The sequence below is a fragment of the Stenotrophomonas sp. YJH_SMC_79 genome (genome assembly GCF_059367995.1).
The window spans coordinates 90,891-116,956 of the sequence record NZ_JCAFRK010000003.1 but is presented as its reverse complement, the minus strand read 5'-3'; the positions used below and the strand labels follow the sequence as shown (position 1 = coordinate 116,956).

25 protein-coding genes are annotated in these 26,066 nt (G+C 68.9%); 1 reads left to right on the top strand and 24 read right to left on the bottom strand.

Annotated features, from left to right (window positions below):
* Window positions 1-192 precede the first annotated feature (192 nt).
* Complete coding sequence (locus tag AC5P57_RS11615) at window positions 193-1,971, top strand: monovalent cation:proton antiporter-2 (CPA2) family protein (RefSeq protein ID WP_262235526.1); 1,779 nt, start codon at window positions 193-195, stop codon at window positions 1,969-1,971.
* Between the two features lie 152 nt (window positions 1,972-2,123).
* Here the strand turns inward: AC5P57_RS11615 and AC5P57_RS11610 are convergent, their stop codons facing one another.
* The 24 genes from AC5P57_RS11610 to AC5P57_RS11495 form a co-directional block, all read right to left on the bottom strand.
* Window positions 2,124-5,462, bottom strand: a complete 3,339-nt coding sequence (locus AC5P57_RS11610; RefSeq protein WP_495219582.1) for an ankyrin repeat domain-containing protein — start codon at window positions 5,460-5,462, stop codon at window positions 2,124-2,126.
* On the bottom strand, window positions 5,455-5,715 hold the full coding sequence (locus AC5P57_RS11605; RefSeq protein ID WP_049431711.1) for a YcgL domain-containing protein: 261 nt from the start codon (window positions 5,713-5,715) through the stop codon (window positions 5,455-5,457). The genes AC5P57_RS11610 and AC5P57_RS11605 overlap by 8 nt, the downstream gene beginning before the upstream one ends.
* Before the next feature lie 150 nt (window positions 5,716-5,865).
* Entirely contained in the window at window positions 5,866-6,369 is a 504-nt protein-coding gene (locus tag AC5P57_RS11600; RefSeq protein ID WP_262235528.1) for a hypothetical protein, read from the bottom strand.
* Between the two features lie 63 nt (window positions 6,370-6,432).
* The gene (locus AC5P57_RS11595) at window positions 6,433-6,873 is read right to left on the bottom strand and encodes an excinuclease ATPase subunit (protein ID WP_099551753.1); all 441 of its coding nucleotides are present in this window, start codon (window positions 6,871-6,873) and stop codon (window positions 6,433-6,435) included.
* A gap of 62 nt (window positions 6,874-6,935) precedes the next feature.
* The gene (locus AC5P57_RS11590; protein ID WP_099551754.1) at window positions 6,936-8,174 is read right to left on the bottom strand and encodes a beta-ketoacyl-ACP synthase; all 1,239 of its coding nucleotides are present in this window, start codon (window positions 8,172-8,174) and stop codon (window positions 6,936-6,938) included.
* Window positions 8,174-8,905, bottom strand: a complete 732-nt coding sequence (locus AC5P57_RS11585; RefSeq protein ID WP_099551755.1) for a 3-ketoacyl-ACP reductase FabG2 — start codon at window positions 8,903-8,905, stop codon at window positions 8,174-8,176. The genes AC5P57_RS11590 and AC5P57_RS11585 overlap by 1 nt, the downstream gene beginning before the upstream one ends.
* Window positions 8,902-9,357 (bottom strand): hotdog family protein, encoded by a 456-nt coding sequence (locus AC5P57_RS11580; RefSeq protein WP_262235529.1) that lies wholly within the window; start codon window positions 9,355-9,357, stop codon window positions 8,902-8,904. The genes AC5P57_RS11585 and AC5P57_RS11580 overlap by 4 nt, the downstream gene beginning before the upstream one ends.
* Entirely contained in the window at window positions 9,354-10,538 is a 1,185-nt protein-coding gene (locus AC5P57_RS11575; protein ID WP_262235530.1) for a beta-ketoacyl-[acyl-carrier-protein] synthase family protein, read from the bottom strand. The genes AC5P57_RS11580 and AC5P57_RS11575 overlap by 4 nt, the downstream gene beginning before the upstream one ends.
* Entirely contained in the window at window positions 10,535-11,092 is a 558-nt protein-coding gene (locus AC5P57_RS11570) for a DUF3261 domain-containing protein (protein ID WP_099551758.1), read from the bottom strand. The genes AC5P57_RS11575 and AC5P57_RS11570 overlap by 4 nt, the downstream gene beginning before the upstream one ends.
* Window positions 11,080-12,330 carry an NAD(P)/FAD-dependent oxidoreductase gene (locus tag AC5P57_RS11565; protein ID WP_099551759.1) on the bottom strand — a complete coding sequence of 417 codons (1,251 nt, stop codon included), beginning with the start codon at window positions 12,328-12,330 and terminating at the stop codon, window positions 11,080-11,082. Before AC5P57_RS11565 ends, AC5P57_RS11570 begins: the two co-directional genes overlap by 13 nt.
* A 53-nt stretch (window positions 12,331-12,383) precedes the next feature.
* Complete coding sequence (locus AC5P57_RS11560; RefSeq protein WP_262235531.1) at window positions 12,384-14,759, bottom strand: MMPL family transporter; 2,376 nt, start codon at window positions 14,757-14,759, stop codon at window positions 12,384-12,386.
* The gene (locus tag AC5P57_RS11555; protein WP_197577831.1) at window positions 14,731-15,354 is read right to left on the bottom strand and encodes a LolA family protein; all 624 of its coding nucleotides are present in this window, start codon (window positions 15,352-15,354) and stop codon (window positions 14,731-14,733) included. Before AC5P57_RS11555 ends, AC5P57_RS11560 begins: the two co-directional genes overlap by 29 nt.
* 2 nt (window positions 15,355-15,356) lie before the next feature.
* Window positions 15,357-15,788 carry an acyl-CoA thioesterase gene (locus AC5P57_RS11550; protein WP_019336783.1) on the bottom strand — a complete coding sequence of 144 codons (432 nt, stop codon included), beginning with the start codon at window positions 15,786-15,788 and terminating at the stop codon, window positions 15,357-15,359.
* Entirely contained in the window at window positions 15,775-17,325 is a 1,551-nt protein-coding gene (locus tag AC5P57_RS11545) for an HAL/PAL/TAL family ammonia-lyase (protein WP_262235532.1), read from the bottom strand. Before AC5P57_RS11545 ends, AC5P57_RS11550 begins: the two co-directional genes overlap by 14 nt.
* Entirely contained in the window at window positions 17,315-18,256 is a 942-nt protein-coding gene (locus AC5P57_RS11540) for a lysophospholipid acyltransferase family protein (RefSeq protein WP_262235533.1), read from the bottom strand. Before AC5P57_RS11540 ends, AC5P57_RS11545 begins: the two co-directional genes overlap by 11 nt.
* A gap of 1 nt (window position 18,257) precedes the next feature.
* Complete coding sequence (locus AC5P57_RS11535; RefSeq protein WP_262235534.1) at window positions 18,258-19,028, bottom strand: glycosyltransferase family 2 protein; 771 nt, start codon at window positions 19,026-19,028, stop codon at window positions 18,258-18,260.
* On the bottom strand, window positions 19,018-20,703 hold the full coding sequence (locus tag AC5P57_RS11530; RefSeq protein WP_262235535.1) for an ApeI family dehydratase: 1,686 nt from the start codon (window positions 20,701-20,703) through the stop codon (window positions 19,018-19,020). Before AC5P57_RS11530 ends, AC5P57_RS11535 begins: the two co-directional genes overlap by 11 nt.
* The gene (locus tag AC5P57_RS11525; protein ID WP_049431675.1) at window positions 20,696-21,247 is read right to left on the bottom strand and encodes a COG4648 family protein; all 552 of its coding nucleotides are present in this window, start codon (window positions 21,245-21,247) and stop codon (window positions 20,696-20,698) included. Before AC5P57_RS11525 ends, AC5P57_RS11530 begins: the two co-directional genes overlap by 8 nt.
* Before the next feature lie 22 nt (window positions 21,248-21,269).
* The gene (locus AC5P57_RS11520) at window positions 21,270-21,527 is read right to left on the bottom strand and encodes an acyl carrier protein (RefSeq protein WP_005411609.1); all 258 of its coding nucleotides are present in this window, start codon (window positions 21,525-21,527) and stop codon (window positions 21,270-21,272) included.
* A 17-nt stretch (window positions 21,528-21,544) separates the two neighbouring features.
* The gene (locus AC5P57_RS11515) at window positions 21,545-21,802 is read right to left on the bottom strand and encodes a phosphopantetheine-binding protein (protein ID WP_005411610.1); all 258 of its coding nucleotides are present in this window, start codon (window positions 21,800-21,802) and stop codon (window positions 21,545-21,547) included.
* Entirely contained in the window at window positions 21,789-22,586 is a 798-nt protein-coding gene (locus AC5P57_RS11510; RefSeq protein WP_099551766.1) for a lysophospholipid acyltransferase family protein, read from the bottom strand. The genes AC5P57_RS11515 and AC5P57_RS11510 overlap by 14 nt, the downstream gene beginning before the upstream one ends.
* Window positions 22,579-23,322: a beta-ketoacyl synthase chain length factor gene (locus AC5P57_RS11505; protein WP_262235536.1), complete on the bottom strand. Its 744-nt coding sequence runs from the start codon at window positions 23,320-23,322 to the stop codon at window positions 22,579-22,581. Before AC5P57_RS11505 ends, AC5P57_RS11510 begins: the two co-directional genes overlap by 8 nt.
* 216 nt (window positions 23,323-23,538) lie before the next feature.
* Entirely contained in the window at window positions 23,539-24,552 is a 1,014-nt protein-coding gene (gene cydB / locus AC5P57_RS11500) for a cytochrome d ubiquinol oxidase subunit II (protein ID WP_262235538.1), read from the bottom strand.
* Window position 24,553: 1 nt separating this feature from the next.
* Window positions 24,554-25,951, bottom strand: a complete 1,398-nt coding sequence (locus tag AC5P57_RS11495) for a cytochrome ubiquinol oxidase subunit I (protein WP_099551768.1) — start codon at window positions 25,949-25,951, stop codon at window positions 24,554-24,556.
* Window positions 25,952-26,066 lie beyond the last annotated feature (115 nt).

Genomic DNA, 26,066 nt, shown 5'->3' with positions numbered 1-26,066 from the left:
GCGCCGCCAGCGGCGGGCAGTCTGGACCCGTGGGCCATGCAGGTCAACCCGCTCCCGCCGCGGCAGCACCCCGCCCCGCAGGTTGTTCTCGTGCGTACACGGACCGGCGCGCATAATGGCGCGGTGGTGTTCGCCACGCTTTCCCCACCCGAACGGACTCACAGCGGGCTTCCCCGATGACCAGGTATTCCCATGCATAGCGGTGGTCTGGAACTGGCCCTGGTGCTGCTGCTGGCGGCGGTCATCGCCGTGCCGGTGTTCAAGAAATTCGGCTTCGGCGCGGTACTGGGCTATCTGGCGGCCGGCGTGGTGCTGGGCCCGGACGGACTGGGCTTCGTGCAGGACGCCGACCGCATCCTCGGCGCCGCCGAGATCGGCGTGGTGATGCTGCTGTTCGTGATCGGACTGGAGCTGTCGCCGGCACGCCTGAAGGTGATGCGGCGCTCGGTGTTCGGTGCCGGTGCGGCGCAGGTGGCGCTGTCCGGACTGGTGCTGGGCGGCCTGCTGCTGCTCGACCACTTCCAGTGGAAGAGCGCGCTGGTGGTGGGCGTGGCGCTGGCGCTGTCATCCACGGCGGTAGGTCTGCAGCTGCTGTCCGAGCACAAAGCGATCAACAGCGACCACGGCCGGTTGGGCTTTGCCATCCTGCTGTTCCAGGACCTGATCGCGATCCCGCTGCTGGCGGCCATTCCGTTGCTGGGCGGGGTCAAGAATGAAACCCTGCGCTGGGAAGATGCGGCCGTGGCCCTGGGTGCGCTGGCGGTAGTGATCCTGTGCGGGCGACCGGTGCTGCGCCGGGTGTTCAGCACCATTGCCCGGACCCGCAGCCCGGAAGTATTCACCGCCACCGCGTTGCTGGTGGTGCTGGGCACCGCCTGGTTCATGCAGGAAGCCGGCCTCAGCCCCAGCCTCGGCGCCTTCCTGGCCGGCGTGCTGCTGTCCGACTCGGAGTTCCGCCACGAGCTGGAATCGCAGATCGAACCATTCAAGGGCCTGCTGCTCGGCCTGTTCTTCATCGCGGTGGGCATGGGCATCGACCTGGACCGCATCGCCGCCGAGCCGTGGCTGATCGCCGCGGGTGTGGGCATCCTGCTGGTGGTCAAGTTCAGCCTGCTGTACGCGGTTGGCCGTGTCGCCCGGCTCAGCCCGCGGCAGTCGCTGCTGCTGGGCAGCGTGCTGTGGCTGGGCGGTGAGTTCGCTTTCGTGGTGTTCAACGAGGCACAGCGCGCGCACCTGCTGGGCAACGCCAACCACGACCGGCTGGTGGCGATCGTCGGCCTGTCGATGGCGATCACGCCGCTGTTGATGATCGCGCTGCTGAAACTGCTCGGCCAGGAGAAAGCCGCTCCGCGCGAGCCGGCGGACTCCGACAAGGTGGCGCCGGACAACCGACCGAAGGTACTGATCGCCGGCATGGGCCGCTTCGGCCAGGTGATCGCGCGCCTGCTGACCGCCCAGAAAGTGCCGTTCGTCGCGCTGGAGGCGAACCCGGACACCGTGGCCGACCTGCGCCGATTCGGCAACCAGCTGTATTACGGCGACCCGACCCGGCCGGAGATGCTGCGCGCGGCAGGCGGCGAGCACATCGATGTGTTCGTGATCACCGTGGATGACCCGGAAACCAATCTGCGCGCAGTGCGCATGGTGCGCCGGCTGTACCCGGATGCCACGGTGCTGGCGCGTGCGCGCAACCGCCAGCATGCGTGGCGGTTGATGGACATGTCGGCTGAGCCGTTCCGCGAGGTGTTCGGCACCAGCCTGGAGATGAGTGGCCGCGTGCTGACTGCACTGGGCGTTGCCCCCACTGTGGCCGAGCGCCACGTGCAGCGTTTCCGCGAGCACGATGAGCAGCTGCTGCGTGACCAGTACCTGGTCTACGACGACGAGGCCGCCGTGATCCAGACCTCGCGCGATGCACGCAACGACCTGATGCACCTGTTCGAGGCCGACGCGGAAAGCGACGACAAGTAGGCGTGACGACCAACGGTCGGCACCCACCACAGATTGCGGTAGTGCCGGCCGCTGGCCGGCAGCCTAGGGATTCCGTAGATCCACGCCATGCGTGGATGACGCGATGCCGGGGTCAGAGCCCTTTCCGTTGGAAAGGGATCCGACCCCGGTGCTCAGCCGTTGTCTCGCAGGAACCGCGCCATCGACGAAACACCCGGCACGCGCGGTTCGAACTCGCCGGCAACGTCGATGAAGCCACGCATCACCGCGATCTCGCGCGGGCTGCGGTTGAGGCTGTCGCGTACTTCCGGATCGGCACCGGCACGCAACAGGCGCTGCACCAGCAGCGGCAGGCCATGCAGGGCGGCCAGGTGCAGCGGACCGAAGCCGCGCGGATCGCGCACCTCAAGGCTCACGTCTTCGTCCAGCAGGCGTTCCACCGCGGCCATCACCACCTGTTCGTCGCAGGCGGTGCCGGGCTCGGCGCGTGCACCCAGCAGCAGCAGCAGCGGCGTGACCGAACCGGCGGCGGCCTGGTCCGGTTCGGCACCGGCCAGCAGCAGGGTGTCGAGCAGGGCGAGCAGGCGCGAACGGTCGCGGGCGCTGAAACCATACAGCGCGGCACAGTGCAGCGGGCCCAGCTGTTGCGCATCACCGGCATGCACGTCGGCACCTGCGGTGAGCAGGCGCGCGACGATGTCCGGCAGGCCCAGCGCCGAAGCGAGCATCAGCACGGTCACGCCGCCCGGCAGGCGGTGTTCCAGCTTGGCGCCGGCGTCGAGCAGGGCCGAGACGATGTCCACCTGGCGCATGCTGACCGCCGCCGACAGCGGCGTGGCACCACTTGCCGCCGCATGCTGCGGATCAGCGCCGCGCGCCAGCAGCAGGTCGGTCACCGCCAGATGGCCACCACCGGCGGCGCGCAGCAGTGCGGTGCAGCCCTGCGCATCGACCGCATCAACGGCGAAGCCCAGATCGATCAGGCGGCGCACCGCATCGACGTCACCGGCCATTGCGGCGGCCGGCAGATCGGCTTCGCGCAGGGTGCGGCGCGGCAACGGCCACACCCGCCAGTCCAGCCAGTCGGCCAGATCGCGGCGACCAATCGACAGCGCCACGCCCAGCGGCGTCTGGCCATCGGCGGCGCGTGCTTCCGGCGAGGCGCCATGCTGCACCAGCAGCTTCAGCGCACCTTCGCGGGCCAGCGCGGTGGCCAGATGCAATGCGGTCATGCCGTGGCTGTCGCGGGCTTCGCGATCGACGCCTGCCTTCAGCAGGGCCTGCTGCAGGCGCAACCAGCCCAGGCGCACCGCCAGCGACAGCGGCGGATCACCGGCTGGCGAAGCTGCGAACGGATCGGCGCCACGCTCCAGCAGTTCCAGCGCCAGCTGTTCCAGGCCGCGCGCCGCCTGGTCGTGCTGGGCGCAGGCAGCAAGGAAGCGCGCGAGGCCGCCACGGCCGGCCGGCGACAGGCCACGCTGCAGCATCACCTGCAGCGCCGGCACCGCATCGATGCCGCGCGACAGCAGGGCGAACATCGGCGTGTCGGAACAGGCATCGCGCACGTAGGGATCGGCGCCGTGGCCCAGCAGCCAATCAACCGCACGCGGCTCCAGCGCCAGCTCCGGGTCGAGCAGCAGGCCACCCAGTTCTTCCGGCTGGCACAGCTTGGCCAGCGCGGCCATGCCCTCGGTGTTGCCGAAGCCCAGCGCTTCGCGCAGCAGGGTCAGCGGCGGGCGGTCCGGCAGCAGGCCGCTGGCACTGGCGGCCTCGCCACGCTCGGCCAGGCCATCACTGACGGCGGCGGGCAACGGGTAGGAGGGGTCCAGCAGGGCCACGATCGCCCAGCGGCCGGCTTCGGCAGCGTAATCCACCGCGCGACGACCGACCGGATCGGTCGCGTCGGCGGCGATGCCCAGCTCCACCAGGCGCTTGACCAGCAACGGCGAGACATCCTCGGCCATCGCCGCCAGCTGCACCGCGTTGCGGCCTTCGCCGTCAACGGCAACCAGGTCCGGCTTGTGCGGCAGCAGGTGTTCGACCACCGCGGCGCGCCCGGCACGGGCCGCTTCCAGCCATGGCGTGCGGCCCAGGGCATCGCGCGCTTCCAGATTGGCTCCGGCGCCGAGCAGCACGCCGATGATCTCCACGTGGCCGGCCAGCGCCGCCTCGTGCAGCGCGCTGCGGCGCTGGCGATCGCGGGCGTCGGCGCGCGCCTTGTGCTTGAGCAGCAGCTGCACCCCGGCCGGGTCGTCATCTTCGGTGGCAGCAGCGGCCAACAGCACCGGCGTGCCCTCGGCCGGTTCGCTGCGCGCACCGCGTTCGAGCAGGAAGCGGGCCAGGCGCCAGTTGCCGACCTGGCAGGCCACCGCCAGCGGCGACCAGCCCTCGTTGTTCAATGCATCGACTTCGGCGGCGGCATCGCGCAACAGCGCGGCCACGCCCGGGTCGGAACTGCGCGCGGCATGGTGCAGCGGCGTATTGCCATCGCTGTCGGTAGCACGCGAGTCGGCACCATTGGCGAGCAGGGTCATCACCGCTTCGGGGCGGCCATGCCAGCTGTCACGCGTGGCGGCCAGCAATGGCGTCATGCCGCGGTGCGGCACGTTCACGTCAACGCCGCGGGCGATCAGTTCGCGCAGCAGGCGCAGGTCCGGCAGCACCGCGGCCAGCACCGCCAGGCTGCGCTGGTCGCGCCAGTTCGGGTCGGGCAGCGCATACGGATCGGCGCCGGCCTGCAGCAGCTGCAGGCCGCGGTCGATGCGGCCATGGCGGGCGGCTTCATACAGTGCCGGGGTCAGCTCCTGCGGTGCCATCGCCTCCAGCGGCGCGGTCTCGGCTGCGGCGGCGAACATCGGTTCGTGTTCGTGGCTGGCCGTCGCCAATGGGCTGGAGCGCAACGCCACCAGCGGCGCCGGCTTGACCCGCTGCAGCAGCAGATGCAGCAGTGGTGACAGCAGCACCACCGCCAGCGCGGCGGGCCAGCGTGCACTTTCCGGCAGCAGGCCCGGCCAGGCTGGCAGCACCACCAGCGCGGCCAGCGCGATCACCAGCGCGGCCACGCCGAGACCGCGCCAGGCGGTCAGGTCGCGACCGGCCAGCGCCTGCCAATGGTGGGCCAGGCTGCCATCAAGCCGTTCGACATCGTTCCACAACGGCCAGGTGCGCCAGGCAGCGAGCAGGCCGGCACTGACCAGCACGCTCAGGCCCAGCACCGCCGCAAGGCTGCCGCTGTCACGCAGTGCGGCCAGTGGCCAGGCCAGCAGCAGCGCCAGCAACAACGGCGCGGCCGACCACAACGCCAGCAATGCCGGCAGGTCCTGGCGCGCAACCACCTTCAGCGGCAGCAGCGCGCGGCTGCGCCGCCACCACGACACGCCCAGCGCGAACGCCGGCTGTGCCAGCGCAGCAAGGATGGCGCCTGGAACGCCGCCCACGGCAGCGCCCAGCGCCAGCACGGCGCCCACGGCGAAGGCGATCGACAGGGCGCGCGGACGGGACGTATCAGTCATAGTGGCGCGGCATCAGGCTGGCCACCGACGGCGGCACCTGCAGGTAGAACCCGCGCTCGCTCATTTCACTGCGAACCTTGTCCGGGTCGGCCTGGGCCAGGCGGCGCTGGGCATCCAGTGCCACGTCCAGGACGAAGGTGAGCGCACCCAGCGAGGTGAGCAGCGGCGCAGGCAGCGCGCTGAAATCATCGCGTCGGGGAACGTAGACGTAGGTGTCCGGCTTGAGTTGGCTTTTATAGACGTAGGCGTGCATGTCCACGGGACGATAACCCGGGAAGAGCCGTGATTGTGTCGGAAAGCCGACACCGGGGAAAGCCGTCAGCCGACGATGGCGGCGCGATCGACGGCGTTTCCCCGGCGGGGTTCAGTAATGTGGCGGCGGCGTTCAGGCAACGCCACGTGCTCAGTTGGCCGCGATCTCTTCGGTCATCAGCGGATCGAGCGTGGGGTTGTCCAGCCAGCGGGCCACATCGCCGCCCAGCGCCTCGGCCACCAGCTTCAGGGTGGTGCAGGCGCGGAAGGTGAAGGGCCGGCTGGTGGTGCGCTTGAAACTGAAATTGCCGACCACGCGGCCGTCTTCCTTCAGTTCGCCATAGATGCGCCCCCACTTCGGTCCTGAAATGGCCCCCCCCCCTGCGGCGTGGGCCTTGGTCACGACGATGTCCAGGCGGCGTCCCGCGTCTTCGCCGGCTGCGGCAACCACCACCCTGCCACCGGCATGGCGCACGATGCTGCTGCTCAGATCGCGGCCGAACGCGCACTCCTGGCGGATCAGCTCACCGCCGACCTCGGCCCGGTACGGTACCTCGGCGGCAATGCGGATGGGTGCTGCATCGGTCGCGTGCGCCGACAGCGCGGGCACGCAGCAGAAAGCCACGGCCAGGGCCGTAGCATGCATCGATTTCATGGAGTCCCCCTGTGGACGGCCTGTGGACGGCATCCCCAGCCCGCGGGCGGGGATGACGGTGGCTTACTTGACCTTGGCGTAGGTGCCCTTCAGCGCCACGCCGGCGACGAAGGTGCCGGCCCAGCACTCGTAGTTGGTGCTGCTCTTGAACTCGTTCTTCTTGTAGTAGCTGACGATGTCGACCACCGCGTTGGCACCGCGCGACTTGGCGCCATCCTGCAGCGCGCGCAGCGCCGACAGCGCAACCCAGCGGCAGGCTTCGGCGTCGCTCTTGTTGGCGGCATTGGTCTTCTTGTTGGTCACGTCTTCGCCCAGGCGCTGCTGCACGCCGACCGGCTGGCCAGCCAGGTAGAAGCGCACGCTGCCGTCAATGCCGGCGTCCCTGGCAGCCTGCGAGCTGACCAGTTCCTGCAGGGACTGCTCGAGGCGGGTATCGCGGGCGGAAGCGGTGGAGGTCAGGGCCAGCAGTGCGGTGGCCGTGGCGATCATCAGGGTGCGGCGCATCGGAACATCTCCTTGTCGAGGGTGCGGGTGGGTTGCGGAAAAAGGCGGGATGGGACGGCGGATCATTCGCTCCAGCGGCGGAACACCAGCGAGGTGTTGATGCCGCCGAAGGCGAAGTTGTTGCTCATCACGTACTCGGCCTGCAGTTCGCGGCCCTGCCCGGTGATGAAGTCGAGCTGGCCGCAGCGCGGGTCAACCTCGGCCAGGTTCAGCGTGGGGGCGAACCAGCCGGCGCGCATCATCTCGATGCTCAGCCAGGCCTCGAACGCACCACAGGCACCGAGCATATGGCCGACGTAGCTCTTCAGCGAGCTGATCGGCACGCGGCTGCCGAATACCTGCGCTGTGGCCTGGGTCTCGGCGATGTCGCCGTGATCGGTGGCGGTGCCGTGGGCATTGACGTAGTCGATCTGCGCTGGCTCCAGGCCCGCATCTTCCAGCGCCAGGCGCATGGCGGTGGCCATGGTGTCGGCACTGGGCTGGGTGACGTGCTGGCCATCGCTGTTGGTGCCGTAGCCGACCACCTCGGCAAGGATGGTGGCGCCGCGTGCCTGCGCGTGCTCCAGGTCTTCCAGGATCAGCGTGCAGGCACCCTCGCCCAGCACCAGGCCATCGCGGCCGGCATCGAACGGGCGCGGCGTGGTCTGCGGCGCGTCGTTGCGCACGCTGGTGGCGAACAGGGTGTCGAACACCGCCGCAGCGGTGGCGTCGAGCTGCTCGGCACCACCGGCAACCATCACCGTCTGCTTGCCGCTGCGGATCGCTTCATAGGCCGCGCCCACGCCCTGGCTGCCCGAGGTGCAGGCACTGGAGGTGGTGTAGACACGCCCCGACAGGCCGAAGAACACGCCGATGTTGACCGGCGCGGTGTGGCTCATCATCTTCAGGTAGGTGGTGGCGCTGATGCCATCGGTGGTGAACTCGTTGAGCATGCGCCCGAACTCGCCGGTGGCTTCGTGGCTGCCCGACGAGGAACCGTAGGCCACGCCGGTGCGGCCGCTGCGCAGCACCGGGTGCTCGTGCAGGCCCGCCTCGCGCAGCGCCACTTCGGTGGCGCGCACCGACATGATCGCGACCTTGCCCATCGAGCGGGTGGTCTTGCGGTTGTAGTTCGGCGGCAGCTCGAAGTCCTGGGCCGGCGCGGCCAGCTTGGTGTTCAGCCCGGCATAGACATTCCACTCGGGCATCGCGCGCACCGCGTTGCGGCAGCTGCGCAGGTGCGCCTCGATGGTCGGCCAGTCATGGCCGAGCGGACTGATCGCGGACGCGCCGGTCACCACTACGCGACGATCGGCGGCCATCAGAGCATGCCTCCGTTCACCGAGATCACCTGGCGGGTGATGTAGCCGGCCGGTTCGGACAGCAGGAACGCCACCGTGGCCGCCACTTCGTCGGGACGGCCGACGCGGCCGGCGGGAATCAGCTTGAGCGCGTGTTCAACCACTTCGTCGTTGAGCATTTCGGTCTCGATCAGGCCCGGGGCCACGCAGTTGACGGTGATCTGGCGGCTGGCCAGTTCCAGCGCCAGGGCCTTGGTGGCGCCAATGATGCCGGCCTTGGCAGCGCTGTAGTTGACCTGCCCGCGGTTGCCGGCCAGGCCGGACACCGACGACAGGGTGACGATGCGGCCGGGTTTGCGCCGCCGCACCATCGGCATGATCAGCGGATGCAGCACGTTGTAGAAGCCATCCAGATTGGTGTGGATCACCTGGTCCCAATCGTCCGCCGACAGTGCCGGGAAAGCACCATCACGGGCGATGCCGGCATTGCATACCACACCGTAGTACGCGCCATGTGCCTCGACATCGGCCTCCAGCGCGGCGCGTGCGGCCTCGCGGTCGGCCACGTCAAACGCCAGCACGCGAGCCTGCTGGCCCAGTGCCTGGATCTCGGCCACCACGGCCTGCGCTTCTTCCACGCGACTGCGGCAATGCACCACCACGTCGAAGCCATCGCGCGCGATGCGCAGCGCAATGGCCCGGCCGATGCCCCGGCTGGCGCCGGTCACCAGCACACTTCGATTCCCTGTCATGCCTGTCCACTCTCCAGATAGGCCATCGCATCGGCCGGTTCGAACACCGCCACGTTGGCTGTCGCCCATTCGTCTTCGCCCGCCAGGATGCGGCAGGCGAACATCCCCAATCCATTGTCACCCAACAACTCGCAGCGCGCCTGCACGCGCAGCCGCGAGCCGCTGGGGAAGCTGCTGCGCGCGCTGTTGTAGCGGCGGCTGCCGAGCAGGAAACCGAGCTGCGGCGGCTTGCCGGCCGCGCGCGCGCGGCAGCCGGCCCAGGCCGCGATGGCCTGTGCCATGTATTCGATGCCCACCCAGGCCGGCACCTGGTGGTTTTCCACGAACAGGCCGGCCTCCGGCACCACCAGTTCGGCCTCGATGGCGTCCTGGTCCCAGTGCGTGATGCGCTCCAGCAGGCACATGTCCTGGCGGTGCGGCACCACCTCTTCAATCGCATACAGCATGTTCATCGGCGCTCCAGCGCCAGCACGGCATTGCTGCCGCCGAAGGCGAACGAGTTGCTCAGCACCCGCCGCGGTGGCTCTGCCAGGCGGGTGGCGGGCGCGACCAGTGGCAGCATCGGCAGCGCGGGGTCAGCCACGCCATCCCACCAGTGGGGCGGCAGCTGCTGCTGCGGGTTCTCGGCCAGCAGGATCCAGCACAGTGCGGCTTCGATCGCGCCTGACGCGCCCAGCGTATGGCCGGTCAGCGGCTTGGTCGAACTGGCCGGAACGTCATTGCCCAGCACCTGCGACACCGCCAGGCTTTCCATCGCATCGTTGTGCCCGGTGGCGGTGCCATGCAGGTTCACGTAGTCCACTTCATCGGCAGCCCAGCCGGCGCGCTGCAGCGCCTGCTGCAGGGCATCGATGGCGCCCAGGCCCTGCGGGTCCGGCGCGGACATGTGGTGGGCGTCGGCCGATTCGCCCCACCCGGCCAGGCACACCGGGCCCGGCTCGCGGGTAAGCAGGAACAGCGCGGCACCCTCGCCGATGTTGATGCCGGCGCGGTGCTGCGAGAACGGGTTGCAGCGCAGGGCCGACACCGATTCCAGCGCGCTGAAGCCGGCCACGGTGAAGCGGCACAGCGAATCGGCGCCGCCTGCGATCACGGCGTCGACGATGCCGGCGCGCAGCATGCGCGCGGCCGACATCAGTGCCTTGGCACTGGACGAACACGCCGTGGACAGGGTCCACGCCGGGCCCTGCGCGCCACTGCGCTGGCGCACGAACTGCGCCGCAGTACCCATTTCCTGCTGGGCGTAATCGAAGCCCTGCGGCCACTGGCCCTGTTCGGCGTGGCTGCGCAGGGCCTGCTCGGATTCACCAATGCCCGAGGTGCTGGTGCCCAGCACCACCGCCACGCGCTCTGCACCATGGCGGGCGATCGCCGCGGCCACCGCCGGTGCGATCTGCGCCAGCGCCACGTCCAGCAGGGCGTTGTTGCGCCCGCGCAGGGCCACCGGCAGGTCATCCAGCGCCGGCAACGGCGTGCGTACCTCTCCCAACGCCAGGGTGCGCCCCGGCAACAGGCTGTCGTTGTCGCTGAGCCCGCCCGGCACATCGGCGAACATCGCCGATGCGACCGCGGCGCGGCCATCGCCGAGCGCGCAGACCACGCCCAGGTCGTTCAGGTAGATCGGTGCACTCATCGGTCCTGCCCGGCCATATCGATCGATTCGATGCGCAGCGCATAGCCTTCGGCACGGTTGTCCAGCTGCACGCTGCCATCGTCCAGGCGCTGCAGCTGCAGCCACACCGTGCCGTCACGCGACAGGCGGCGCTGGTGGCCGTCGTCGCTGACCTCCCAGCCGGCCGGCAGCGCGGCGGCGATGGCCGCGGTCGGCCACAGCGCGAACTGCAGGTCATCCAGCACACGCTCGGCACGTACCTGCGGCGGCAGCCACGGCGCGCGCTGCTGGGTCAGCTGCTGGCCGTCCCATTGCAGGCGCACGCCGGTCTGGCCCATCGCCTGCACCGCCAGCTGCACCTGCTGCGCATCGGCTTCCAGCAGAGCGTCGAGGTCGCGCTCATGTGTGCCGAAGCGGAAATGCAGCTGCTGCTGCAGCGCCAACGTCGCCGGCAGGCTGGCCGGCGACAGGCGCAGCGGCGGCAGTTCCACCAATGGCTTGGGCATGCGGCCGGCACAGGCGGCCAGCAGCAGGCACAGCAGCAGTGCGGTGGTACGGGCGATCAGGCGCTGCACAGCTGCTCCAGTACGCGCATGCGGCGGCCGCTTTCGTCGGCCACATACGGGTTGTTGGTGTCCCAGGCGTAGCCGGCCAGGATGGAACTGATCATGTCGCGCACTTCGGGCTGCTGCTGCGGGTGGTAAATGATCTTCTGGAAGCCGCCCTCGTACCAGCTTTCGACAAAGCGGCGGAAAGTCTTCACGCCGGCGCGCAGCGGGATCGAGAACTCGGCTTCCCAGTCGACGGTTTCACCGGCATAGCGGCGCGCCAGGCATTCGCTGGCCAGCTGCGCGGACTTGAAGGCGATGGTGACGCCGGAGGAGAACACCGGGTCGAGGAACTCGCCGGCATTGCCCAGCAGCGCGTAGCCCGGGCCCCACAAAGAGCTGACGTTGGCCGAGTAGCCGGTGATGCGCCGCACCGGCAGCACTGCCCATTCGGCGTTGGCCAGCAGGCGGGTCAGGTTGGGGTCCTCGCCGACGATGGCCTGCAGCTTCTGCAGGTCGTCTCCTTCATAGCGCTCGAAGAACGACGGCTCGGCGACCACGCCCAGCGAGCAGCAGCCGTTGGAGAACGGGATCGTCCAGTACCAGACGTCGATGTGTTCGGGGTGGGTGGTGATCAGGATCTTGTTGCGATCGAAGTCCGCTTCGGCCGGAATGTTGTCGCGCACGTGGCAGAAGATCGCACCGCGCACCGGGAAGTTGGACGGCGATTCCAGCTGCAGCAGGCGCGGCAGCAGGCGCGCGAAGCCCGATGCGTCGAGGATGAAATCGGCCTCGATGCGGTATTCGCTGCCATCCGGGCGCCGCACGGTCACCGCCGGCTGCTCGCCCGCTTCGACCGACAGCACTTCGTCGCCAAAGCGCAGCGTGGTGCCCATGCGCTCGGCACCCCGCGCCAGCACGTTGTCGAAGTCGGCGCGCTGCACCTGGTAGGTGGTGCCCCAGCCCGGCGAGAACTTCTTCCTGAAGTCGAACGCGGTGCGCGCCTCGCCATGCACGAAGGCAGCGCCGTTCTTGTGCTGGAAGCCTGCTTCGACCACGTCCTGCAGCAGCCCGGCGGCCTCGATGTACTCCATGCTCTGCGGCAGCAGGCTTTCGCCGATGGAGAAGCGCGGGAACTGCTGGCGCTCCAGCATCAGCACCTGGCGGCCCTGCCGGCGCAGCATCGCCGCGGCCACGGAACCGGCCGGGCCGGCGCCGATGATCAGGATTTCAGTACGTTCGACAGCATCCACAGCAGTGTTCATCGGTGCGTCCTTGTTGCTCGATCAGGTGGAAAGAAGGAAGTCGGAAAACAGGCTCAGGCTGGCGGCAGATCGTGCGGCGGCGGCCGGAACAACGGCGAGATCAGCCAGACCAGGCCGATGCCGAACAGCAGGGTCAGGCCGAACGCGCGCAGCGCCGGGGTCTGCGACAGGCCCAGCAGGCCGAACGACAGCCAGGTGCTGGCCGCGCCCACGCACACCGCCAGCCAGGCGCTGGCATCGCCGCGGTGCTCGATCAGGAAGATGCCGTAGTCGATGCCCATGCCCAGCAGCAGCATCAACGCCAGCACGTTGAACAGCTGCAGCGGCTGGCCGAACAGGCCCAGCAGACCCAGGGTGAGCGCGCCGGCGATCAGGGTCGGGGCGAACACGCGCCAGGCCTGGCGGCGGTAACGCAGCCACAGCGCACCAAATACCAGCGCGATGCCGACCAGCAGCAGCCCGCCCATCAGCTTGCGGTAGTGGCCCAGCAGCTTGGAGAAATCTGACGTGCGGTCGACCCAGCGCACGCCGGGCAGGCCTTCGGCGGCACCTTCCAGCGTGGCCAGGGCATCGGCGCGCGACAGGTCATCGACCATCACCACGCTGATCATCTGTCCACCGACCTCACCCACCCACAGGTGGCGGAACGGCTGCGAGGCCGGCGAGGCCAGGAAGGCTTCGGCGGTGAGCGGCGCTGCGGCGAACTGCGGTCGCTGCAGCGGTTCGCCCACGGCCTCGGACACGGCCGACAGCACGCCGGGTTCCACCTTCGCGGTCAGCGCAGCATCGGCCTGCTGGCGTGCCGGTGACGGCAGCCAATCGCTGATGGCGCGGTAGCCGCCGATGCGTTTGTCATCGGCCAGTGCACGCAGGCGTTCGGTCAATGCCTCTTCACGCTGCAGCAGCTGCGCGGCATCGGCACCCTGCACCAGGTAGAACTGCGCCGGGCTGGGCATGCCCAGCAGCTGGCTCAGGCGGATCTGCTGCGCCATCAATGCCGGGGGCGAGGACTGCAGGCTGCGCAGGTCGTCGTTGCTCTGCAGGCGCGCGATGCCGATGGCAGACAGTGCCAGCGTGATCACCACGAACATCGTCACCGCGCGGCGGCCATTCAGGCGCGGGAAGCGCTCCAGCGTGTTGCCCAGCCACTGCGAGAAGCGGGTCTGGCGGATCTCGCCGCCATCCAGCCACGGGAACCAGAAGATGACCGTGAGGAACGCCGCGGCCAGGCCTACCACCGAGAACAGCGCCATCTGGCGCAGGCCGGGGAACGGGGCCAGGCCCAACGCGAGGTAGGCCAGCGCACTGGTCAGCAGGGCCAGCCACAGGCCGGGCAGCAGATGCCGCAGCAGCTTCCAGCGACGGTCGGCCGGTTCGGCCTGGCGCGACGCAAACCAGTGGATGCCGTAGTCCTCCGCTACGCCCACCAGCGATGCGCCGAACACGAGGGTCAGCACGTGCACCTTGCCGAATACCAGCACGGTCACCGCCAGTGCCACGCCGCAGCCGATCAGCAGCGAGGCGGCCACCAGCAGGATCGGGCGCAGCGAACGGAACGCCAGCCACACCAGCAACAATACCGCGGCCAGTGAACCCCAACCGATCGTGTTGATTTCCTGGTTGGCCTGCACCGCGGCGGCCTCGGCATGCAGCGGCACGCCGGCATGCAGGATTTCCAGCTCCGGCGCTGCGGCCTCGGCCGCTGCTCCGGCCCGCTCCAGCAGGCCATCAAGATGGCGCTCGCCATCGAGCTGGAACGCCGAACCCGGCGTATCGAACTGCAGCACCGCCCAATGCTTGCCTTCGGCTTCAAGCAGGCCATCATCACCCAGCCGCAACCCCGAACCCTGCGCCTGCTGCTGCCACCATTGCGGCCACAGCGACAACGGGTCCTGCCGCCAGTCGGTCAGGCGCGGCGCACCCATCGGGCCGTACAGCGCGGCCAGCGCCTGCTCGGCCAGCGCACCGGTTTCAGTACTCTGCAGCTGATCACGCTGGGCCGGCGTCAACAGGCGGTCGCGGTACGGCGCGTAGAACGCGCGCGCCTCGTCGAACCAGCCTTCGATGGACCCGCTGGGCACCAGCAATGCACTGTCGGCATCGGCAGCCATGGCCGCAGCGAACGCGGCCTGCGCCCGCTTGGCGGCGGCGCCGTCCTGGCTGCCGAGCAGCACCACCACCTGCCGCGAACTGCCGTCGGCAATGCGCCGGGTGACGTCACTCAACAGGCGGTCATGCGCATCCTGCGGGAGCAGGGCGAGGATGTCGGTGTCGATCCGCGATTGCTGGCTCCACAGGCGCCACTGCTGCGCGCCCATCACCAGCAGCACCAGCAGCCAGGCGATGCCCAGCCAGTGCCACCAGCGCCGCAACCGGCCCGGTGCGTTCGATGCCACGGCCTCACTCAAAGCGGCGCGCCTCGTCGGCATTGAGCGTGGCCGGGGCTTCGCTCAACGCGCTGAACTGGATCTGCGTGCGGTCCTTGTTGGCCTCGACGATCTCGACCTGGCGCACGTAGCGGTCGCCCTGCAGGGTCAGTGATTCGAAAGCCTTGGCCAGCATCGCCGACTTCGGCGTCAGGCGCAGCCGCCAGCCCTGTCCTTCACGGCTGGCCGCCACGTTGAACTGGCTGGACAGCGCCTGCACGTCGCCACTCATCAGCGCGAACATGATCGCGTTCACCGAACGCATCGCCGGCTGCTGCCGCGCGTCCAGTTCGACGCGGGTGCTGCCATCACGCTGGCGGCTGAGGATGCGGTCGGCGGTGACCACCACTTCGGAAGGGAACGGCTTGAGCGTGGTCCAGATCACGCCGTGCTGGCGCGCGACCACGAACCGGCCCTGCGAGCGCAGCGGATTCTTGAAGCCGCTGACCTGCTTTTCCTGGCTGAACTGGCCACGCAGCACCTCCGGCCGCGCCACCGTCTGGGTGATCGCATCCACGGCGGGGTCGGCGGCCTGCACGCGCGGTGCGGCAACAAGCATCAGCGCGCACAGCAGCACGCTCGGAAGACGGGCAAGCATAGTCACGGCGCAGGCACTCCCAGGCGTTCCCACAGTACCGGCGGGCACTGGTACAGCATTTCCTTGCTGGTCGCGTCCACCGCAACCTGGATGGTCATCGCACGGGTCAGCACCTGGCCGCTTTCCGCATCAAGGATTTCGTACTCGATCTTCAGCCGGTTCTCCCATTCCACGATGCGCGCGATCACGCGCAGCGCCTGGTTGAACAGCAGCGGGCGCACATACTTCACCCGCGCATCGACCACCGGCCACAGGTAGCCCGATTCGAGCATCTGTGGGTAGTCGTAGTCGTAGCGGCCGAGCAGCGCGCAGCGCGCGATCTCGAAGTACTTGAAGTAGTTGCCATGCCAGACCACGTTCATCGGATCGCAGTCATGGAAGGCGGGGGTCAACGCAATCTCGCCAACCCGTTCGATAGCCTCATTCACCGGCATACAGCTCCCAACGTTGCGCGCGGATCTCCACCAGCAGTTCCCGCAGCTCGCGATCCAGCGCGCGGTCTTCTTCAACCAGGGCGATGCGCTGCCCCAGGTCGGCGTACATGTCGGCCAGACTGCCATGCAGCTGCGCGTTCATGCCAACCCGCTCGCGCAGGGCCAGGCCCTGGCGCGCGGCGATCAGCATCGCCGCCACCACCTGTTCGGTCAGCTCGATCACGCGCAGGCAGTCGCGCGCGGCGATGGTGCCCATGCTGACCTTGTCCTGGTTGTGGCATTCGGTGGAACGCGAGAACACGCTGGCCGGCATGGTCTGCTTCAGCGCTTCGGCGGTCCAGGCCGACACGCTGATCTGCAGCGCCTTCAGGCCATGGTTGATGGCCGCGCGCGCGCCGGTGGCCGCCGACAGGTTGGCCGGCAGGCCGTGGCTGTAGCGGGCATCGACCACCAGCGCCAGCTGGCGGTCGAGCAGATCGGCGACGTTGGCCACGGTGTTCTTCAGGGTGTCCATCGCCAACGCGATGTGGCCGCCGTAGAAGTGGCCACCATGCAGGATGCGCTCGCCGTCAGCGTCGATCAGCGGATTGTCGTTGGCGCTGTTCAGCTCGGTCTCGATCAGCTGGCGCAGGAACGGCAGGCTGTCTTCCAGCACGCCGATCACGTGCGGTGCGCAGCGCAGCGAATAACGGTCCTGCAGGCGCTGTTCGTTGCGCGGCGGGCGTTCGCTGTGCAGGTCGCTGCGCAGGCGCGCGGCGATGCGGCCCTGGCCCGGGTGCGGCTTGGCCGCGAACAGGGTTTCGTCGAAGTGGTGCGCGTTGCCGTCGCTGGCCAGCACGTTGAACGCGGTCAGGCGCGTGGCCATGCGCGCCAGGTAATCGGCGCGCTGCCAGGCCAGGCAGGCCAGGCCGGTCATCACCGCGGTGCCGTTCATGATCGCCAGGCCTTCCTTTGGCCGCAGCTTCAGCGGGGTCATGCCGATCTTCGCCAGCACCGGGCCGGCCGGTTGCACCTGGCCTTCGAACAGTACCTCGCGCTCACCGCACAGCACCGCGGCCACGTACGACAGCGGGGTCAGGTCGCCACTGGCGCCCACCGAGCCTTCGGCCGGAATCATCGGCAGCACGTCGTGCTGCAGCAGCGTGGCCAGGCCTTCCAGCAGCGGCACGCTGACGCCGGACATGCCGCGCACCAGCGACGCCAGGCGCGCCGCCAGCACCGCACGGGTCTCGACCGGGTCCAGGTAACGGCCCAGGCCGCAGCCGTGGTAGGTGTACAGGTGGTGCGGCAGCTCGGCCACCAGCGCCGGCGGAATATTCACCGTGCACGAGTCGCCGTAGCCGGTGGTTACACCGTAGATCACGCCGTCCTCGCGCAGCAGGCGGTCGAGGAAGTCGGCACCGCGCTGGATGTGCGCGCGGAACGCCGGCGCGTCGCTCAGTGCGGCCTCGCACTGGCGCTGGGCCAGGGCAACCACGTCTTCGATGGTCAACGGTGCATCGCCAAAGCGGCACACGGGTACGGCGTCAGTCGTCATGCGGAGCCTGATCCCAGAAGGGGAAGAAATTGAACCAGTCCAACGGGGACTGGATGACCTGGAGTTCCAGCCAGCGCGCGAAGCGCTGTGCCTGTTCGGCCAGTGCCGCGTCGCGTGAGCCACGCGGCAGCACGATGCGTTCGGCGAACTGTTCAAACGCCACGCGATAGCCCTCGCCCTGGTGCAGGCAGGCCATGGTGTAGACCGGGCAACCCAGCGCGGCAGCGAGTACATAGGCGCCGATCGGGAACGGCGCGCGGTGGCCAAGGAAATCGGCGGTGACGCTGCGGCCGCCCTGCACCGGCGTGCGGTCGCCGACGATGGCGACGAAGCCACCCGCCGCCACGCGCTCGGCCAGCATCATCGCCGTGGCCGGGCCCATTTCGGTTACCTGCACCAGTTCCACCGCCGCCAGCGGGTCCAACCGCTGCAGCAGGCGGTTGAAGCGCTGCGCATGCGCGGTGTGCACCAGCACGGTGATGCGGAACCCCGGCACCTGTTCGGCCAGCACCTGGCACAGTTCCAGGCAGCCGATGTGCGCGGTCAGGATCAGCCCGCCTTCGCGGCGCGCGATCTTTTCAAGCACCAGGTCGCGATGCAGGTGGATGCGCTCGGCCGGATAGCGCCCGCCCAGGCCGAGGATCTTGTCCAGCATCGTGTCGGCGAAGGCGAAGAAGTGGCGCAGGCTGTCGCGCCGGGTCGGCGCACGGCCGAGCGCGCCGCTGTGCGCCTGCAGGCGCTGCAGGTACTGCATCGAGGCCTGGCGACCGACGCGGTTGCCCAGCCAATGGCAGGCCACCACCGGCCACACGCACAGGCGGAACGGCCAGCGCCCGAACCAGCGGTGCACCCAGCACAGGAACAGCACGCCGGCCACCGACGTGGATTCGCCGATGTCGGCCCAGTGCGGGGCGTCCTGCGCGGCCGCCATCTCAGCGCTGCCCCTGCAGGCGGTGCCACAGCAGGCGCGGTGCGCGCCAGAGCATGCCGAAGAACAGGCGGGTATGCATGCGGCTGATGCGCACGTTGTCGCGCCACACATCGAAGTGCGACACGCCATCGGCGGGATAGGTCACGCGCGTGGCCAGGTGCTCGACCGGCAGCTGCCGCCAGTACAGGCGCACCATCACTTCGGTATCGAAATCCATGCGGCGGCCGATGGTCTCTTCACCGATCAGGCGCAGCACCGGCGGCAGCGGATACACGCGGAAGCCGCACATGGTGTCGCGCAGGTGCAGCGACAGCGTGTTGATCCAGACCCAGATGTGGGTGGCGTAGCGGCCGTACAGGCGCGCCTTCGGAACACTGGCGTCGTAGGCCGGAATGCCACAGATCACCGCACCCGGGTGCACGCGCGCCGCCTCGATGAAGCGCGGCAGGTCGGCGGTATCGTGCTGGCCGTCGGCGTCGATCTGCAGCACGTGGCTGTAGCCACGCGCAGCGGCTTCGGCGAAACCGGCCAGCATCGCCCCACCCTTGCCCTGGTTGACGTCCAGGCGCAGCAGGTCGACGCCGTGGCGCTGCGCCAGCGAGCGCAGCACCGCCGCGCACGCCTCATGCGAACCATCATCGACCAGCAGGCACGGAAGGCCGGCGGCCTGCACGCCGTCGACCACCGCCGCGATGGCGTGCTCGTGGTCGTAGACGGGGATCACCACCAGTGGCGCGAACGCGGCACCGGCAACGGCCGGGTCAGTCCGCATCGGCGAAAACCACCTTGCCGCTGGCGTGCACACCGTGGCTGGAGGTGTAGCGGAAGGCCAGCACATTGCGCGTGGCATCCCAGTCCAGCTGCAGTGTCAGCTCATCACCCGGGCGGGCCACGTGCTGGAACTTCACCGCATCCATGCGCAGGAATCGGGCCGGCATGCTGAACGCCTGGCGGCCAAAACGCACGGCCCAGTCCAGCTGCGCCACGCCGGGCAGGATCGCCGCCTGCGGGAAATGGCCCTGGAACGGCCGCAGCGCCGGGTCGAGGGTCATGCGCAGGGTGGCGCTTGCAGCGTCGCGGTGCTCCCATGCTGGCACCGGCATCAGCGGCTGGAACAGCGCCGCCAGCGCCGCCTGGGTGACCTTGCCCTGTGCGTTGATCGGCAGCGCCGGCACCAGGCGCCAGCGGCGCGGCCGGGTGACCGCGTCATGTGCCTGTGCCAGGCGCGCACCAAGGCGCTGGCCCAGAGCGCGGCGCGCGGCGTCACCGCCCTCCAGCAGTGCCAGGTCGGCCGGTACCACCACGGCTGCCAGCTGCTCGCGCTGGCCGGACAGGACCAGCACGCGCACGTCGTCCACTTCGGCGTCTTCGCGCAGCGCGCGTTCCAGCGCATCCAGCGAAACGCGGCGCTCTTCGATCTTGACGATGCGGTCGGCACGGCCCAACAGGCGGAAGCGGCCGTCGGCCAACGCTTCCACGCGGTCCTGGGTGCGCCACCAGTCGAGGGTTTCCAGATGCGCCGAGGCGACGGCCAGGCAGCCATCCTCGATGCGCCACCGCACACCCGGCAGCGGCTGCCACGGCGGCAGGTCGGTGTCCCAGCGGCGCCAGGCGATACCACCGGTCTCGCTGCTGCCGTAAACCTCGGTCGGTGCCACGCCCAGCCACTGCCGTACCTGGCGTGCGGCTTCTTCGGGCAGTGGGCCACCGGAGGAGAACACCGCGCGCAGGCGGCCGTGCAGGCTGGCCCAGTCGAGCTGTTCAGGCAGGCGCTTGAGGTGGGCTGGCGTCGCCACCAGCACCGTATCGGTACCGGCCAGCGCGCCCACCAGGTCTTCGTGGAAGAACCGGCGCGGATGGATCAGGCGGCCGGCGGCCAGCGGCCACAGCACGCGGAACAGCAGGCCGTAGATGTGCTGGTGGGACACCGTGCCATGCACCTGCACCCCCTCCAGCTGCGCGCCGAACGCAGCCTGCAGCGCATCCACCTCGCGCGCCAGCTGGTCCATGCGCTTGTTGATCGCACTGGGTTGGCCGGTGCTGCCGGAGGTGAACACGCACAGCTCGCAGGCACGCTCGTCCAGCACCTGCAGTTCGCCGTCCACGCCAACAGTGGGGGCAACCAGCGGGCGGTAGTCGGCGGAAACATCACCGGCGAAACCGCTCACCTGTGGCTGCAGTGCCTGCAGTGTGGCCGGCAGGTTGTCGGCAGCCAGGAACACCCGCTTACCGGCATGCCAGGCGCCGAACAGTGCCGCAGCGAAGGCCACGGCATCATCGAAGTACAGGGCCCAGTCGCGGCCATCGGCAGCAACAAAGGCCGCACGCCAGGCCAGCACCCGCTGGCGGAAGCGGGCATGATCGATCAGCTCGCCATCGCAGAGGCCGATGCTGCGCTGCGGCTGCGGGTCCACCAGCAGCCGGTCCAGGGCAATCCACTCAGCCATGGGCGTGCGCTGCCTTGACCCGACGCCGCACCAGCCACTCACCTGCAAACAACACGCCCATCATCACGTACGCCAACAATCCGTTGTAGAGCATCCAGACCCGGTCCGACGCGTAAAGCGCGGTCAGCAGGGCCAGGCTGCCGTTGAGAACGAAGAAGCCACACCACACCTGGGTGACGCGGCGGGTATAGGCCACCGCGAACGCTGGCAGGTCCGGCTCCTGCAACCGCGCCAGGCGTTCCACCAGCGGCGGGCCGAAGCGCAGGCTGGTACCGAACACCGCCAGCATCACCACGTTGACCAACGCCGGGTACAGCTTCAGCGGCAGGGCCTGGTTGAGCACGGTGGCCAGCACGGCCAGCAGGCCGGTACCGGCGGCGGCGGCCCACCACAGCGGCTGGCGCGTGCTCAGCGCACGCAGCAGGGCCAGGGTGAACAGCAGCAGCGACAGCCAGCGTGGCTCGAAACGGCCCATCGCCAAGTACACCAGCACCGGGTAGGCCAGCGAGATCGCAGCCACCACGAACGTGCGTGCGCGTGCCATGGCGGAGCCGCCGGCGCTGCGGTCAGGCGGCTGCCTGGTCCGGCAGCAGCCCGTGCACGACATCGACGATGTCCTGTACGGTGCGCACGGCCTTGAACGCTTCCGGCTGCAGGTTGCGGCCAAGCAGCGGCTTGAGCTGCACGATCAGGTCGACCGCATCGATGCTGTCGATGTCCAGGTCGTCGTACAGGCGGGCCTCGGGGGTGATCCGGGCGGTTTCGATCTCGAAGCTGTCGGTCAGGATGCTGACGATGCGTTCGAACAGTTCATTCTTGGTCATGGCAATTCCTGGCGCCGTTACGACTGGCGGGCGGCGACGAACTCGCCGAGCGCGCGCACGCTGGAGAAATGGCGACGGGTTTCTTCCGAATCGGCCGAGAGGCTGACACCGTACTTCTTCTGCAGCGCCAGGCCCAGCTCCAGCGCGTCGATCGAATCCAGGCCGAGGCCCTCGACGAACAGCGGCGCGGTCGGATCGATGTCCTCCGGCGTGATGTCCTCCAGCGAAAGGGAGGAAATGATCAATTCCTTGATCTCGTGCTCAAGTGCTTGCACGGGGCGGCTCTCCAGACAGGTCGAAATAACGAGAAAGGTGCTCGGTAACGCGGCGTGCCGCCAAGGCATCCCCCCTTGGCGAGTCGTCTTCGGCCAAGAAAGGCGCGATCGGGATATCTTCGCCGATCTGCAGCCGAACGTGAAAGCGACGTGAGGGGACACGATACCACTTCTGCCCCTTGGTCAGGGTTGGCGGGGTGCAGGTGATCCGCACCGGGGTGATGTCCAGGCGGCCGCGCACGGCGATGTTGGCCGCGCCCCGCTGCAGACGCGGCGGCTGTCCGGGCACGCTGCGGGTGCCTTCCGGGAAGATGACCAGGGTGCCGCCGGCCTGCACCGCTGCTACGCAGTCGTCCACCAGGCCAGCGCCATCATCGTTGGAGATGTAGCCGGCCGCCCGCACCGGACCACGCATGAACGGGTTGCAGGCCACGGCCCGCTTGACCACGCAATCGGCGTTGGGCAGCAACGAAATCAGGCAGACCACGTCGATCAGGGTGGGGTGATTGGCCAGAACCAGCAAACCGTCGCGCTGCAGGCGTTCCCGGCCTTCGATCTGCAGGGTCATCACCCCCAGCCGGCACATCAGCCGGACATGGCTGGCAAAGGCGGCCTGGACCACGCGCCGGGCGCGCCGGCGACGCGCCACCGGGTCGCGCATCAGCAGCAGTACCGGCATCACCAGAACGCCGAGCAGCAGCCCGCCCAGGCCAAATGCGACGAAACTGAGACCGGTGCCAAACACCCGCCAGGCATGGTCGAGGCGGCGCAGCAGCTCAGCCACGGCGTCTCCAGCACCAGCGCTGGCCGTGGGCCACGTGTTCCACTGCCGGCGCGCCGGACAACAGGAACCGGTGCAGGTCCAGCGCATGCGGCAGCAGGCCGGGCGCCGTGCTGGCCTGGCCGGCGGCCGGCTGCCACTGCAGCGACAGCGTCGGCCGGCCCTCTGCCGGGGCGGTCATGCGCCAGCACCATGCAAAGAACGGGTCGGGTTCGTCGGCGAACGTCGCGTAAATTTCAGGAAGCGGAGATTCGTAGACCACCACCCGCACCTCGCGGGCGCCATCGGCCAGCAGGCCGACAGCCTCCAGGCACGCGGCCTCGACCGTGGCCTGGCCGGCAGCCAATGCCAGGTAGTTGCCGCGGTGGCCGCGGGCGATGGAGTACAGCGCGGCGATCGCGTTGTGCACGGACAGGCCGAATCCGGTCGGCGACAACGGCTGGTCGCTGACCAGCGCGCCCAGCAGGTCCATCGAACGGGCCACGTCGCCGTGGCGGCTGGCGAACACCAGCGGCACGTCACTGTCGGCACCCTTCCCGTCCTCGCACCAGCACGCGGCCTGGATCGCCATGCGGCCCAACCGCTCGATGCGCCGTCGCTGCATTGCCGGAACCTCCGCCAGTGCCGGCGTATCCCCGCCATGCGGCAGGTACGGCGCATCGGCCCAGCCCAGCCACTGGCTACGCTCGCTCAGGCCGGGCGCCCACGCAGCCCAGTCGACGATGGAGAATTCAATCATTTAGCGTTGGTGCTTCAACGGGAGAACGATAGGCACGAGCCATTACGGCGACGCGCGGCGGCCCCCATTCCTGCAGCCGTGCGTCCGTCCAGGACGTCGCCGGCTGCCCCCCTGGCCGCCGGAAAGGAGCGCACGCTAGCACGTCCCGCGCAGGGTGTGCAGGTTTCACATTCCCCAACGCGGGGCCTGGCAACAGCCGGCCCCGTCTTCAATCGATCAGTGGTAACCGGTGTCGGCGTGCACCTTGCCGCGGAATACCCGATAGGACCAGGCCGTATAGCCGAGGATGACCGGCAACAGAATGACCAGCCCAACCAGCGTGAAGCCCAGCGACGACGCAGGCGCGGCGGCCTGCCACAGGGTCATCGACGGTGGCAGCAGGTACGGCCACATGCCCAGCACCAGGCCGACGAAGCCGAGCACGAACAGGGCCAGGCTGAGCAGGAACGGCGGCAGGTCACGGCGCGGGTGGGTGGCACTGCGCCACAGCGCGGCAGCCACCGCCAGGGTCAGCAGCGGCACCGGCGAGAGCCACCAGAAGTTGCCGTCGCTGAACCAGCGCGCCATCAGCCGCGAATCGAGGAACGGCAGCCAGCTGCTGACCAGGCCCATCGCCGCGATCACCGCCACCACCAGCGGGCGGGTCATCTGCCGCGCCAGCGCCTGCACGCGCCCTTCGGTCTTCAGGATCAGCCAGGTGCTGCCCAGCAGCGCATAGCCGGCCACCAGCGCGGCACCGGTCAACATCGCGAACGGGCTGAACCAGGCGAACGGGCCCCCCTGATAGACACCGTCCACCAGCGGGATGCCCTGCACCAGGGTGCCGAGGATCACGCCCTGGGCGAAGGTCGCCAGCAGCGAACCGAGGCCGAACGCCACGCTCCACAACCGGCGCGAACGATGCGCCTTGAAGCGGAACTCGAACGCCACGCCGCGGAACACCAGCGCCACCACCAGCAGCAGCACCGGCAGGTACAGCGCCGACAGCAGCACCGCATAGGCCTTCGGGAACGCCGCCAGCAGGCCGGCGCCACCGAGCACCAGCCAGGTCTCGTTGCCGTCCCAGATCGGCGCGGCGGTGTTCATCATCAGGTCCAGCTGTTCCTCGTCCTCGGCAAACGGGGCGAGGATGCCGATGCCGAGCACGAAGCCGTCCAGCACCACGTACATCAGCACGCCGAAGCCGATCACCGCGAACCATGCCACCGGCAGCCAGGTCATCAGGTCCATGTCAGCGCTCCTCCAGCGGTTCGTCGGCGGCCGACAGTGGTCGTGCCGGGGTGTGGCTGCCGTGGTCCAGCGATGGCCCTTCGGCATACGGCTGCGGTCCATGGCGCAGGATCTTCACCAGGTACCAGATACCCCAGCCGAACACGAACGCGTAGCCGACCACATAGACGCCCAGCGACAGCGCCGTCATCCACGCGCTCTGCGGGCCCACCGCATCAGCGGTGCGCAGCACGCCGTACACCACCCACGGCTGGCGCCCCATTTCGGTAACGAACCAACCCGACAGCAGCGCGATGAAACCGCTGGGCAGCATCCAGTTCCAGCCACGCAGCAGCCACGGCGAATCCAGCAGCTTCCTCCGCCACAACTGGAAGGCCGACACCCAGGCCAGCAGCAGCATCAGCGTGCCCAGCCCGACCATGATGCGGAAGGCGAAGAACACCGGCGTCACCGGCGGCCGCTCGCTGGCGGGCACCGAGGTAAGAGGATCGAAGGTGCCGTCCAGGCTGTGGGTGAGAATCACGCTGCCCAGCTTCGGGATGGCAACTTCGAAATCGTTGCGCTCTTCCTTCTCGTTCGGCAGCGCGAACACCACCAGCGGCACGCCCTCGCCTTCCCTGGTTTCATGCCAATGCGCTTCCATCGCCGCGATCTTCATCGGCTGATGCTTGAGCGTGTTCAGGCCGTGCATGTCGCCGACAAAGATCTGCACCGGCACGGTCAGTGCGGCGAACGCCACCGCCGCGACCAGCATGCGACGCCCCGCTTCCACGTGCGTGCCCTTGCGCAGGTACCACGCGCCCACGCCACCGATCACGAAACAGGTGGTGATGAACGAGCCCAGCGCCATGTGCGCCAGGCGATAGGGGAACGAAGGGTTGAACACCACCTGCCACCAGTCCACCGGATGCACGATGCCGTTGACCATCTCGTAGCCGGCCGGTGTATGCAGCCAGCTGTTGGACGACAGGATCCAGAACGTGGAGAACAGCGTGCCCAGCGCCACCATGCAGGTGGAGAAGAAGTGCAGGCGCGGCGAGACCCGGCCCCAGCCGAACATCATCACGCCGAGGAAACTGGCTTCCAGGAAGAACGCGGTCAGCACCTCATAGGTCAGCAGCGGGCCGATGACCGTGCCGGCCACCTCGCTCAGCCGTGGCCAGTTGGTTCCGAACTGGAAGGCCATGACGATGCCGCTGACCACGCCCATGCCGAACGACACCGCGAAGATCTTCTGCCAGAAGAAATACAGCTCGCGCCACACGGGCAGCTTCGTGCGCAGCCAGCGCCATTCGATGAAGGCCAGCCAGCTGGCCGTACCGATGGTGAAGGCAGGGAACAACACGTGGAAACTGATGACGAATCCGAACTGGATCCGGGACAACAACAACGCGTCCAAGGGACGCCTCCTGCCTGTGACCGGTGGGATACCGGACCACTTTAGGATGATTTCGTTAAGGTGGGATGCGACCGGGTGACGCGCTGCTTCACTTTGTCGCAGGTGAAGCAGGGTG